General features: G+C 50.2%; 9 protein-coding genes. 7 read left to right on the plus strand and 2 right to left on the minus strand.

Features of this window, described 5'->3' with window-relative positions:
• Nucleotides 1–381 precede the first annotated feature (381 nt).
• A complete protein-coding gene (gene yegD, locus ABLV07_RS04270; protein WP_126027652.1) occupies nt 382–1,734 on the minus strand; it encodes a molecular chaperone in 1,353 nt (450 codons plus the stop codon).
• Nucleotides 1,735–1,870: 136 nt separating this feature from the next.
• On the opposite strand from yegD, the gene alkA reads away from it, so the two are divergent.
• The 4 genes from alkA to asmA all read left to right on the plus strand — a co-directional run bounded on the left by alkA (nt 1,871) and on the right by asmA (nt 6,022).
• A complete protein-coding gene (gene alkA / locus ABLV07_RS04275) occupies nt 1,871–2,719 on the plus strand; it encodes a DNA-3-methyladenine glycosylase 2 (protein ID WP_086630398.1) in 849 nt (282 codons plus the stop codon).
• 114 nt (nt 2,720–2,833) lie between these two features.
• Nucleotides 2,834–3,475, plus strand: a complete 642-nt coding sequence (gene udk, locus ABLV07_RS04280; RefSeq protein WP_015365789.1) for a uridine kinase — start codon at nt 2,834–2,836, stop codon at nt 3,473–3,475.
• A gap of 90 nt (nt 3,476–3,565) precedes the next feature.
• Complete coding sequence (dcd, locus tag ABLV07_RS04285) at nt 3,566–4,147, plus strand: dCTP deaminase (RefSeq protein ID WP_015365790.1); 582 nt, start codon at nt 3,566–3,568, stop codon at nt 4,145–4,147.
• A gap of 27 nt (nt 4,148–4,174) precedes the next feature.
• Nucleotides 4,175–6,022 carry an outer membrane assembly protein AsmA gene (asmA, locus tag ABLV07_RS04290; protein ID WP_032714938.1) on the plus strand — a complete coding sequence of 616 codons (1,848 nt, stop codon included), beginning with the start codon at nt 4,175–4,177 and terminating at the stop codon, nt 6,020–6,022.
• A 59-nt stretch (nt 6,023–6,081) separates the two neighbouring features.
• On the opposite strand, the gene ABLV07_RS04295 is transcribed toward asmA, so the two are convergent.
• Nucleotides 6,082–7,668, minus strand: a complete 1,587-nt coding sequence (locus ABLV07_RS04295) for a TerC family protein (RefSeq protein ID WP_015706061.1) — start codon at nt 7,666–7,668, stop codon at nt 6,082–6,084.
• Nucleotides 7,669–8,523: 855 nt separating this feature from the next.
• Between ABLV07_RS04295 and galF the strand changes: the two genes are divergently transcribed.
• The 3 genes from galF to ABLV07_RS04310 all read left to right on the plus strand — a co-directional run bounded on the left by galF (nt 8,524) and on the right by ABLV07_RS04310 (nt 12,863).
• Nucleotides 8,524–9,414, plus strand: a complete 891-nt coding sequence (gene galF / locus ABLV07_RS04300; protein ID WP_015706060.1) for a UTP--glucose-1-phosphate uridylyltransferase GalF — start codon at nt 8,524–8,526, stop codon at nt 9,412–9,414.
• Between the two features lie 447 nt (nt 9,415–9,861).
• Nucleotides 9,862–10,491, plus strand: a complete 630-nt coding sequence (locus ABLV07_RS04305) for a phosphatase PAP2 family protein (RefSeq protein WP_230132852.1) — start codon at nt 9,862–9,864, stop codon at nt 10,489–10,491.
• Nucleotides 10,492–11,423: 932 nt separating this feature from the next.
• The gene (locus ABLV07_RS04310) at nt 11,424–12,863 is read left to right on the plus strand and encodes a capsule assembly Wzi family protein (protein WP_213199925.1); all 1,440 of its coding nucleotides are present in this window, start codon (nt 11,424–11,426) and stop codon (nt 12,861–12,863) included.
• Nucleotides 12,864–12,932 lie beyond the last annotated feature (69 nt).

Here is a 12,932-nt window from a genome sequence, read left to right on the forward strand (position 1 = left end):
GAATGATACTAGTTTAGTAACGGAACGCCCCGCAAAAATGGAGGAATTATGAAAAGCGCGTATGGAAAGGTCTGAATTGGCGGGCTTTCACGAGGAGGCTCGCAAAGCCGAACGCTGAAAAGAAATGTGTCAGACGCGGCATGGTAACGTCAGCTTGATTTAGCGGAGGCTAAATACAGGAAAGCCCCTCCTGAGGAAGGGGCCTTAAATAAGGAAAGGGTTATGATGAACCTGGTCATCATACTGGTGATACTCTTAGTGATTAGCTTACCGGCTTACTAAGACGCCAGGGGGAGGAGAAATCCTCCCTTACCCTTCATCCTGCAAGTTAGGACGAAAAAGCGGCAAAGTCAACTCAGGTTACCGGATGGCGCTCGCGTTTCAGGCGAAAACCACCTGCGCCCAGCGGGCAAGCCCGGCGGTAACGGAACCAAAATCATCGCCGCCGGCGATCGGTATCCCCGGCAGCTGTGCGGCCAGCGCCTTTTTAATTAATGGCGATCGCGCGCTACCGCCGGTAAGATAGATAACGTCCGGGGTTTCTTGACTGCTTTCCAGCGCTAACTTTACCTGCTCCATAATGCGAGCCAGCGGTTGATTGAGCGCCTCTTCCAGCCCCTGCTGGCTGATAGCGGTAGCCAGCTCATCGCTAATAAACGGCAGTTCGGCGTTGAAATCCGGCTGAGCGGAAAGGGCGATTTTGCTCTCTTCCGCGCTGCGTACCAGGCGATAGCTCAGGCGCTGACGCCAGACTTTAAGCAGCAGTGCGACCTTGTCGGCATCGCGAGCGTCGCGCAGCAGGTCATTGAGCATACGTCCGTTGGCGGCGCTGTAAAAATCGCTCTGCGCCGGGACGTCGTTAATCGCCACCGCATTCCACCAGGGCAGTACCGGCAGCGCAATGCCTTTTTCCGTTTCACCGCCCATGCCGAGTAACGGCATCAGGCATTTGAAGGCCAGGGCGATATCCAGATCGTTACCGCCGATACGGCAGCCGCTGTGGCCCAGCAGGCTATCCTGACGGTCGGCTTTCTGCCGCCATTGCGGCCCCATCAACAGCAGTGAGCAGTCGGTGGTGCCGCCGCCAATATCGACGACCAGCACGCGTTTTTCATCATTGAGCGTGGCTTCAAAATCTAACCCCGCCGCAACGGGTTCAAACTGAAACACGACATCGTTGAATCCTGCTCGCGTCGCCGCGCGTTCGAGAATACCCTGTGCCTGAGCGTTAGCATCATCGCCGCCAAGACCCTGGAAGTTAATTGGTCGACCAATAACCGTCTGGGTAATCTGTTCACTAAGCTGAGACTGCGCCTGCTGTTTAATATGTAGCATCATCGCGCAGACCAGATCTTCAAATAACGCGACCTGCTGGGGTTTAAGGCCATTGGCGCCAAGAAACGATTTTGGCGACTTAACGAAGTAGACCTCTTCCGGATCGTCAACGTATTGATGCAGTGAGGCGAGGCCGAACTGGACGCTGTTGCCCAGGACTTCGATATCTTCATCACGGTTATAATTAATGGCGCGTCGAAGTAGCGCCTGATTTTCTGCACCGTCGGCCGGGACATTATGATGGCGGTATAGCCATTCGCTGACCGCTTCGCGCGTCGGGGCGCAAAGCATTGATGGCAGCAGCGGGCTACCGTTTTCCAGCGTTAAAAGCCGTGGCGCATTATCCTGCATGACGGCGACCGAACAGTTGGCGGTACCATAGTCAAAACCAATAAACATGACCTGAAAAATCCCCATGCCAGTGAAGAAGGGGGGCGACTTTAGCGGATTGCCGCCATGCCGACAACTGGAATTTAAAAGCAAGGCGCAGCAGGCTTAGAGCATCTATGCTTGTTGCGATTAATAAGGAGAGTGCATGACATTATTATCCTGGCGAGCGCCCTATGACTGGCAATGGATGTTCGCGTTTCTCAGCGCGCGTGCGGTGGCGGGAATTGAAACCTTCCATGAAGATCAATATACCCGCAGCTTCAGTTTAGATGGGCATCGTGGGTTGATTACCGTTAAACCGGATGAACGCAGCCAGGGGTTCCAGGTGACGCTCTCTCATGGGCTGTTACCGGTAGCAGACCAGTGTATGGCGCGCGTAGCGCAACTGTTTGATTTGGCATGCGATCCATTTGAGATCACGCAAACCTTAGGCAAACTGGCGCAGCCGCGACCAGGACTTCGCTTGCCGGGGGCGCTGGATGCGTTTGAACAGGCGGTGCGCGCGGTATTGGGGCAACTGGTGAGCGTAGCGATGGCGGCGAAGCTGACGGCGAAAGTGGCCGCGGTCTATGGGGAAGCGTTAAGCGAAGCGCCTGGTTATGTTATTTTTCCCGAACCGCAGAAACTGGCGCAAGCCGACCCTTTGGCGCTCAAGGCGTTAGGGATGCCGCTTCGCCGCGCGGAAGCGTTAATTCACCTTGGCAAAGCGGCATTGAGCGGAGAATTGCCGTTGACGACGCCTGCTGATATGGCAACCGGCATGAAACAATTGCAGAGTCTGCCGGGCATCGGTCGCTGGACGGCGAATTACTATGCGCTGCGCGGTTGGCAGGCAAAAGATATTTTTCTGCCCGATGACTATCTGATTAAACAGCGTTTTCCCGGAATGACTCCTGCGCGTATCGCGCGCTATGCCAGCCGCTGGCAACCCTGGCGCTCCTATGCTTTGTTGCATATCTGGTACACCGAAGGCTGGGCGCCGGACGAGGAATAGGCGTACAGGGCGCATATCACTGGTATCGCCGCCCTGAAATCCCTATAATTGCCGCGTTTGACGGTCAACCGTCACCCTCCATCTACATCCAGGTTAATCAGGTCGCAAAAATTTATGACTGATACGTCTCATCAGTGCGTCATTGTAGGCATCGCCGGCGCATCGGCTTCGGGCAAAAGCCTTATCGCCAGCACACTTTATCGTGAATTACGTGAACAAGTTGGCGATGAGCATATTGGCGTTATTCCAGAAGACAGCTATTACAAAGATCAAAGCCATCTGTCGATGGAAGAGCGTGTAAAAACCAACTATGACCATCCAAGCTCAATGGATCATAGCTTGCTGTTCCAGCATTTACAGACGCTGAAAAGCGGCCAGCCAATTGAATTGCCCGTGTATAGCTACGTTGAACATACGCGTATGCCGGAAACTATTCATATTCAACCGAAGAAAGTGATCATTCTCGAAGGGATCCTGCTGTTGACGGATGCCAGACTGCGCAATGAATTAAACTTCTCTATTTTCGTCGATACCCCGCTGGATATCTGTCTGATGCGCCGCATCAAGCGTGATGTTAACGAGCGTGGCCGTTCCATGGACTCGGTGATGGCGCAGTATCAGAAGACGGTGCGGCCAATGTTCCTGCAATTTATTGAACCTTCCAAGCAATATGCTGACATCATTGTCCCGCGCGGCGGTAAAAACCGTATTGCCATCGATATTCTGAAGGCCAAAATCAGTCAGTTCTTTGAATAACACGTACTAATTGTGTAACGTGCAAAGAGAATCCCAATTGCCCTTATTCCCGGAAAGCGTAAGGGCTAGATGCCTTAAAGGAGAAAGCTCATGCGTCTGTGTGACCGAGATATAGAAGCCTGGTTGGATGAAGGGCGCCTGGCAATCAGCCCGCGCCCGCCGGTGGATCGAATTAACGGCGCCACCGTTGACGTTCGCTTAGGCAATAAATTCCGTACCTTTCGCGGTCATACGGCGCCGTTTATTGACCTGAGCGGCCCGAAGGCGGAAGTGAGCGCGGCGCTGGACCGGGTAATGAGCGAAGAGATCGTACTGCCGGAAGGCGAGGCTTTCTATCTTCATCCAGGAGAATTAGCGCTGGCTGTGACTTATGAGTCAGTAACGCTTCCGGCTGACCTCGTCGGCTGGCTTGATGGCCGTTCGTCACTGGCGCGCCTGGGGCTGATGGTACACGTCACTGCGCACCGTATTGATCCGGGCTGGTCTGGCTGCATCGTGCTGGAATTCTATAATTCCGGCAAGCTGCCATTGGCGTTGCGACCGGGAATGCCCATTGGCGCGCTGAGCTTTGAGCCGCTTTCGGGCCCGGCGGCGCGGCCATATAACCGCCGTGAAGATGCCAAATATCGCGACCAGCAGGGCGCGGTAGCGAGTCGAATCGACAAGGATTGATAAAGTTAGCGGCTTATCGAGGATGCCATGAGACGAATTCTGACCACGCTGATGATCTTGTTGACCGTCATTGTTGCGGGGCTCGCTGCGCTGGTGCTGCTGGTCAACCCTAATGACTTCCGCAACTATATGGTGCAGGAAGTGGCGGAGCGTAGCGGCTATCAACTGAAGCTTGACGGGCCGCTGCGTTGGCATGTTTGGCCGCAGCTGAGTATTCTCTCCGGTCGTATGGCGCTGACGGCGCCAGGCGCTTCCGAACCGGTGGTGCGTGCCGATAACATGCGGCTGGATGTTGCGCTGATGCCGCTACTTTCTCACCAACTGCAGGTGAAGCAGGTGATGTTGAAAGGCGCGGTCATTCAGCTTACCGCGAAAACGGAAGCGGTGCGTAACCAGAACGCGCCGGTGGTGCCACATGACAATACGTTGCCGCAGGCGCCGCAAGATCGCGGATGGTCCTACGATGTCCGTAAACTGCAGGTGGCCGATAGCGTCCTGTTCTTCCAGCATGAAAATGGCGAACAGGTTACCGTGCGCGATATACGCTTACAGATGGAGCAGGATGACAACCATCTGGCGACGGTAGATTTCTCCGGCAGGGTCAATCGCGATCAACGTGACTTAACGTTGTCCTTTACCGCCCAGGTTCAGGGCGGCGATTACCCTCACTCTTTGAAAGCGGATTTTTCGCAGCTCAACTGGCAGGTCCGTGGGGCGGAGTTGCCGCCGGACGGCCTAAGCGGGCAGGGAAGTTTGCAAGCCAGCTGGATCGAAGAAGCGAAAAAACTCGATTTCAACAATCTCAATCTCACTGCTAATGGCAGCGCAATTACCGGCAGCGGTAGTGTTGTACTGGGGGAGAAACCTGACTGGGCGCTAAACCTGCAGGCGACCACCCTGAATCTGGATAGTTTGCTTGCGCAAAGCGCGACGGCCAATGAAGGGAATGTCGATCAGCGTGGACAAAGCCAGCCGAGACAGCTACGCCCTGTGATTGCTGATAGCGATATTCAGCAGGATTATCATAGTTTGCTTGGCTTTAACGGCCAACTGGCGCTGTCGGCGGACCAGGTGCAGTGGCGTGGTATGCGATTCAGCCAGGTGAAGAGTGATATCACTAACCAGCAGGGGCTGCTGACGGTGAAACAACTGGAGGGTAGTCTGGGAGAGGGACGTCTCTCGTTACCAGGGATGCTGGATGTCAGAGGCAACACTTCGCATGCCGCTTTCCAGCCACAACTGGATAATGTGGAAATCGGTACCATTTTGCAGGCGTTTAACTACCCGATTAACCTGACGGGGAAATTATCTCTGAAAGGTGATTTCTCGGGGCCGCGCATTGATGCAGAAGACTTCCGTCGCAACTGGCAGGGACAGGCACAGCTGCAGATGAAGGATACGCGTACTGAAGGGCTCAACTTCCAGCAGCTAGTACAACAGGCTGTGGCGAGGAGCACTAATGTACAGGCGCAGGAAAACTTCGATAACGCGACCCAGCTTGACGCATTAAGCAGTGATTTGACCCTGAATAATGGCCAAATCACGCTTAACGGCTTGCAGGGACAGTCGGCAATGATGGCGTTGACCGGGCAAGGTAATCTGAATCTGCAAGCAGAGGATTGCGACATGCATTTCAACGTGCGGGTGTTAGGTGGTTGGAAAGGCGAAAGCAAGCTTATTGATCGTCTCAAGCAGACGGCAATCCCGCTACGTATCTATGGCAAGTGGCAGTCGCTAAGCTATAGCCTACAGGTAGATCAGATCCTGCGTAAGCAGTTGCAGGACGAAGCCAGACAGCGTTTGAATGAGTGGGCGGAACGCAACAGTAATAGCCAGAACGGCAAAGATGTGAAGAAACTGCTTGATAAGCTGTAATCATTAAACCGCCGCGAGCAGCTCGCGGCGGTTTTGAGCTAATCACCACATAACTTCATTCACACTTCATAATCTAATTCATCTTCTACTTCAACCGGCGGGATAATCTGTACTTTCTGCACCCTGTGGCTTTCCACTTCCAGAGTACGCAGCGTATAACCGCCGATTTTCACTTCTTCGCCAGCGGCAGGAATGTGCTGCAAATATTCCATCAATAATCCGGCTATTGTGTGATATTCACGTTTATCATCCAACGGCAGCGGAACGTATTGAACCAGATCTTCCAGCGGCATATGGCCGTTAGCGGTCCAGCTGCCATCGGCGTTTTTGTGAATGTCATGACGAGCATCGATCTCCTCGACTTCATTAGGCAGATTACCCGCAATGGTTTCCATAACATCGCTGATGGTTACCAGGCCTTCAACGGAGCCAAATTCGTCAACCACAAAAGCAAAGTGCGTCCGCGCCTGGCGAAACTGCTCCAGCGCCGGGAGCAACGGCAAGGTTTCCGGAAAAATAAGCGGTTGGCGTAGCAGAACGTGTAAATCCAGCGGCTCATTGCGTAACGACTGCTGTAGCAGGTCGATAACATGAACAACACCCAACAGATCTTCGTTATCGTTGCCGCCGGTGACGACAATACGGGTATGCTGGTTTTTCTCCAGCAGCGCGCGGACTTCCTCTTCAGGCGCGCTTAAGTCGATGTGCTCAATATCATGACGTGAAGTCATAATGCTGCTGACGGTACGTTGATTCAGATTCAGTACGCGCTCAATCATTAAGCGTTCCTGCGGATTAAACAACGGACTTTCGCCCTGGTCGGCGACCATGGTTGCCGTCTCGGTATCAAGCTCAGCATTCTCTTTGCGCCCGCTTAGCAGATTCATCACGGCTTCAGTCGTCCGCTGTCGCATGGTCAGATTGGCCGAGAGGAAACGGCGGCGATTGAAGATGGCTAACTGGTTGAACGATTCGATCATCACCGAGAAACCGATGGCGGCATACAGATAGCCTTTCGGGATTGGGAAGCCAAATCCTTCGGCGATCAGACTAAAACCGATCATCAGCAGGAAACTCAGGCACAGAATGACGATCGTAGGGTGGCTGTTGACAAAGCGTGTGAGAGCTTTGCTGGCCATCAGCATCAGCGTAATGGCAATGATGACCGCTGCCATCATCACCGCCAGGTGATCAACCATACCCACGGCGGTAATGACCGAATCCAGCGAGAAAATAGCATCAAGTACGACTATTTGCGCCACCACGCCCCAGAACTTCGCGCCTTTACGCTGGGTGGGGTTATTACTGTCTTTTCCTTCCAGCCGCTCATTAAGCTCAACGGTTGCTTTAAACAGCAGGAACAGTCCACCAAATAACATGATCAAATCGCGGGCGCTGAAGCTTAAGTCATGCCAGTTGAAGAGCGGTGTCGTGAGGGTGACTAACCAGGAAATTGACGCCAGCAGTACCAGACGCATCACCATTGCCAATAGCAGGCCGGTAACGCGAGCGCGATCGCGCTGTGCCGGGGGAAGCTTTTCAGCAAGGATCGCAATAAATACCAGGTTATCTATCCCCAGAACCAGTTCGATAACCACCAGTGTAATGAGACCAGCCCAGATCGAGGGATCGGCAATCCATTCCATAATCACTTAGAACCTTTACAACATAATCGTATGATCTATCGATCATGGATAAGCGCCAGGTAAAATGCAACGATTTATCGCGGCAACGCGCACCAATCTGGCATATCAAACGAAAGCGGTAACGTAATTAACCACCGCTAAATATCGGGTGTTTAAGATCGATCTGGGCTGATTTGGAATTAATTAGAAATCCCTGTAATTACTGTGCGGTAATAGCAGGGATAAGAAGGGGTTATTAACAGCGGGTAAAGTCAAAATATTGCCGTATTTTTCACCAAAATGTTATTAAGGGGAATATTCCTACTGAATTCCGTAGCTTGTCAGGACCTGCGTTTAATAAGACCCTTAACATGGCTCAATGTTGCATAAAATCAGCAGTATCAGCGATGGTCAAGGGGTTAATCCACGGGTAAGAAGGTTAGTTAGCGAAGCTTTTGTCCAAAGTTTAGACGATTTTGCTGATTGCTATCGCCAAATTGCTCGTTCGCATGGGATTTGACTTTTTCTGTAGTGGCTTACCACGGTGATTTTTAAGAAAGAAGGTGTTAAATCTGCAAAGTAAGTAGCTTATCGCCAGTAACATTGGTCAATTATTATTGTTTAATAACAATGGATTAAGCGTTTTTCTTGCTCTGTTTATTCGAAGGCCGATTGACCAGGACAAACACGTGAGAATTTTCTTAAAGCGACCTGTCAGCTAGCATTTTTTGCGTGTATTCTTGGACTAAGAGAGTAATTTAGGATTTTGGTTAAAGTCGTGCGCGACACGATGCTGTACCATCACAAACAAATGCCAGTGACATCAACGTTCTGACAAAAATTCGAAAGTTTATAACCATATAGGTGGATGAAATAATGGTGAGTTTGAAAGCAATTATTCCGGTAGCAGGGTTAGGGATGCATATGTTGCCTGCAACCAAAGCGATACCGAAAGAGATGCTGCCGATCGTTGATAAGCCGATGGTTCAGTATATCGTCGATGAGATTGTCGCCGCCGGAATCAAAGAAATTGTGCTGGTCACCCATTCATCTAAGAATGCTGTAGAAAACCATTTTGATACCTCCTATGAGCTGGAAGCGCTACTCGAGCAGCGTGTTAAGCGTCAACTATTAGCCGAAGTTCAGGCGATTTGTCCGCCAGGCGTAACGATAATGAACGTTCGTCAGGGCCAGCAACTGGGCCTGGGGCATTCTATCCTCTGTGCGCGCCCGGCGGTTGGCAATAATCCGTTTGTTGTGGTGTTACCGGATATCATTCTTGATGGCGCAAGCGCCGATCCGCTGCGTTATAACCTGGCGGCAATGGTTGCGCGTTTCAATGAAACCGGTCGCAGCCAGGTTCTGGCCAAACGAATGCCTGGCGATCTCTCAGAATATTCCGTCATTCAAACCAAAGATGGCTTGAAAGTGGAAGGAGAGATTGGCCGTATTGTTGAATTTATTGAAAAACCAGACGAGCCGCAAACGCTCGACTCTGACCTGATGGCCGTAGGACGTTATGTGCTGTCTGCTGATATCTGGGAAGAGCTTGAGCGTACTGAACCTGGCGCCTGGGGTCGTATTCAATTAACGGACGCTATTGCGGCACTGGCAAAGAAACAGTCTGTCGATGCCATGTTGATGACCGGTGAGAGTTACGACTGCGGCAAAAAAATGGGTTACATGCAGGCTTTTGTGAGTTACGGCTTACGTAACCATAAAGAAGGGACCAAATTCCGCGAGAGCATCAAGAAGCTGCTGGCGTGAAACTGAGCGCTTAATACGAGCGAGAGCTGGCGTGCAGATAACAGCAAGATGTTGGGTGTCGCGCCAGCGTAACAAGATCCAACTGAAATGAAACCGAGGTTTTTCGTCATTCGGTGCAGTAAATGCAATGAGATTTTCATCTCAGTTGAATCTTATCAAGTATGTGGATTTGATGGCTTATCGATGATTGGCAGGGCGTGAGCCGGGCATTTGGTCAGATGAGTCAAAATAATGCTTAGCTGATAGTTGCTTAGTATGAGCTTTCTTAACGAAATTTACGCAACAAAAGCTAGCGATGCGAAATAAAACTTGACTGAGATCATGTTTACCCATTAAACAACGGTGATACATGCTTAAAAACGTAATGTTAATGGATGAGTATGCCCATAGGGAGATCATGGATAAGATACAGGGAAAAGGGATGTATCGTCAAAGGATGAAGCGTAAATGAACTGGCAATTAGTCTCTTTTTTTGGTGATAGTACCGTGCTACTGCCTAGTGCAGTGGTGCTGTTTGCGGTGCTGGCGCTGCGTAAAGCATCCCGGACGCTGGCCTGGCAATGGGCGTTGCTTTTTGGCATTACGGGTACTGTCGTGTGTATTTCAAAGCTGGCTTTTATGGGCTGGGGTATTGGCATACGGGAAATCGATTTTACCGGTTTCAGCGGACATACCGCACTTTCGACCGCTTTTTGGCCAATCCTTTTATGGCTGTTAACCTCACGGGCGCCTTTCTCCGTCCGCTGTAGCGCCGTATTCGTAGGTTATGTCCTTGCTGCCATAGTTGGCTATTCCCGTTTGATGATTCATGCACATTCGGTATCGGAAGTAGTGAGTGGATTTATCCTCGGAGCCTGCGGGAGTTTGATTTTTCTGCTGTTGCAATGGCGTACGCATTCATCGCGCACTGCGCAGATCTCATGGGCAGGAGCGCTGAGCATGGTAATCATTCCCCTCGTGCTGTTAAACACCGGGGCTAAAGCGCCAACACAATCGCTGCTGGGGGAAGTTGCAACCATGATCGGCCCATTTGACAAACCGTTCACCAGAGCCGATCTGCATAAGCATATATATTAATCATGCAATTCGGCAAAGCTGTACATTATCAGCTGGGCTGATTGGTATGATAAATAGCTAGCCTGTGGACAATGAAGGGATAATAGAATCGTGGCTTTCATAAAGATGAAACATAATAATGTTAACAGGATACTTGAAAGCACGAACTATCATGATATTACAGATAGGATGATTCTTAAATCAAAACGGAATTTCGGAAATCAGAGTTATCTTTCTGGAACCCATAAACGAAGTGGGTAAAGATGGCTATCATATTTTGTAGTTGACTGCTCTATGGTTGTTTTATTGCATTAAACATACGGATTATTTTATTTTCTTTAAAATCATGTAGTTACGTATCCATACTGTTGCAATGGTAATATCATGTCGGATGGGGAAAGAATCCATTAAATAATCTTATTAACGGATGAAATCCTGCCGGGGAAAATGAAAAAATAACATCTTAACAGGTCTGTGTGGTTAAATTTATACTGCCATTTGCAGGAAGAATCTCGTAAACTCGGGGCGGTAAAAATAATAGTTGTGGTTAATTAAGCAACAACAGGACGTAAAGAAAATTGCTGGATAAGAGGTACAGTGCGTTGGTAGCTGTTAAGCCAAGGGCGGTAGCGTATCCAGTTCCACGGTCCTCCTCGTATTGAAAAGGCCTGAGTAAATCAGCCCTACGCCGAGCTACGTCATCAACTTCTGATCATGTGCACATTATTGAGGCCGTGAAAGTAGCCTTGGCAACCAATATCGCTTACATTATGAATGCGTTAAGTTCACATCCGTTTACAGCAAACCGCTCGTACTTTGAGGATGTTGTCTATCGAGGCAATGGATCGCTGTTGTAAAAAATAGGCTTGTCGAACTCATAAGCTCCTGATTCTTAAAAATCCCCATTGCCGTACCCACCTGGTGGGAAGGGACTCGTAAATGGAACTTGAACAATGATGAAAATTGCTCGTATCGCACTTGCTTTGGGTCTGGTTGCATCAGTTAGCTCACAGGTATATGCAGCTGGATTGGTGCAAAATGATAATGAACTCCGTAACGATCTGGCATGGCTTTCCGATCGTGGGGTCATTCATCTCAGTCTTTCCACCTGGCCGCTCAGTCAGGAAGAAATCACTCGAGCGTTGAAAAAAGCAAAACCTTCATATTCCTCTGAACAAGTCGTACTGGCACGTATCAATCAGCGGCTTTCTAATCTTAAGGCGGATTTTCGCGTTAGCGGCTATACGTCGACTGACCAACCAGGCACGCCACAGGGCTTTGGCCAAAGCCAGCCGGCAGATAACTCGCTCTCTCTCGCTTTTAATAACAGCGGTGAGTGGTGGGATGTGCATCTGCAGGGCAATGTTGAAGGCGGCGAACGTATTAGCAACGGTTCACGTTTTAATGCCAATGGCGCATATGGTGCCGTCAAATTCTGGAACCAGTGGTTATCATTTGGTCAGGTGCCGCAATGGTGGGGGCCTGGTTATGAAGGCAGCCTGATCCGCGGAGATGCAGCCAGACCGATGACCGGTTTTTTAATGCAGCGCGCAGAGCAAGCTGCTCCGGAGACATGGTGGCTACGCTGGATTGGTCCGTGGCAGTATCAAATTTCCGCCAGCCAGATGAACCAGTATACGGCTGTGCCTCATGCTAAGATCCTCGGTGGTCGTCTTACTTTCACCCCTTTTCAGTCACTTGAGCTTGGCGCTTCACGTATTATGCAGTGGGGTGGGGAAGGGCGGCCAGAATCGTTTAGCAGTTTCTGGGATGGGTTTACGGGTAAAGACAATACTTCATCAAATGATCCAAATGAACCAGGCAACCAGCTTGCAGGTTTTGATTTCAAATTCAAACTTGAGCCCACTCTGGGATGGCCGATCAGTTTCTACGGCCAAATGATTGGCGAAGATGAATCAGGATTCTTACCTTCCGCGAATATGTATCTTGGCGGTATCGAAGGTCATCATGGTTGGGGTAAAGATGCGGTTAACTGGTATGTGGAAGTACATGACACACGTACTAATATGAGTCGTACAAACTACAGTTACCAGCATCATATATATAAAGATGGCTATTACCAGCAAGGCTATCCGTTAGGCGATGCCATGGGAGGTGATGGGCAGCTGTTTGCGGGTAAGGTTGAATTGGTTACTGAAGATAATCAGCGCTGGAGTACCCGCCTGGTTTACGCGAAAGTTAACCCGGAAAACCAGAGTATTAATAAAGCTTTTCAGAACTCAGATACATTAAAAGGAATACAGTTGGGCTGGAGTGGTGATGTTTATAAATCTGTTCGCTTGAACACTAATCTTTGGTACACCAATGCCGATAGTAGCGATAGCGACGATGTCGGTGCCAGCGCAGGGATAGAAATTCCATTTAATTTATAACTGAATGCTGCTAAAAGACGTATGGTGACGAACGCATGTGTAAGTACTGTACAGAGTGATTTGAGCTGC

The sequence above is a fragment of the Klebsiella sp. CN_Kp097 genome, assembly GCF_040064495.1.
GTDB lineage: Bacteria > Pseudomonadota > Gammaproteobacteria > Enterobacterales > Enterobacteriaceae > Klebsiella > Klebsiella aerogenes.

Coding starts and splice junctions, on each gene's coding strand:
- ABLV07_RS04310 (WP_213199925.1), top strand. CDS start 11,424: ATGATGAAAATTGCTCGTATCGCACTTGCTTTGGGTCTGGTTGCATCA.
- udk (WP_015365789.1), top strand. CDS start 2,834: ATGACTGATACGTCTCATCAGTGCGTCATTGTAGGCATCGCCGGCGCA.
- dcd (WP_015365790.1), top strand. CDS start 3,566: ATGCGTCTGTGTGACCGAGATATAGAAGCCTGGTTGGATGAAGGGCGC.
- galF (WP_015706060.1), top strand. CDS start 8,524: ATGGTGAGTTTGAAAGCAATTATTCCGGTAGCAGGGTTAGGGATGCAT.
- asmA (WP_032714938.1), top strand. CDS start 4,175: ATGAGACGAATTCTGACCACGCTGATGATCTTGTTGACCGTCATTGTT.
- ABLV07_RS04305 (WP_230132852.1), top strand. CDS start 9,862: ATGAACTGGCAATTAGTCTCTTTTTTTGGTGATAGTACCGTGCTACTG.
- yegD (WP_126027652.1), bottom strand. CDS start 1,734: ATGTTTATTGGTTTTGACTATGGTACCGCCAACTGTTCGGTCGCCGTC.
- alkA (WP_086630398.1), top strand. CDS start 1,871: ATGACATTATTATCCTGGCGAGCGCCCTATGACTGGCAATGGATGTTC.
- ABLV07_RS04295 (WP_015706061.1), bottom strand. CDS start 7,668: ATGGAATGGATTGCCGATCCCTCGATCTGGGCTGGTCTCATTACACTG.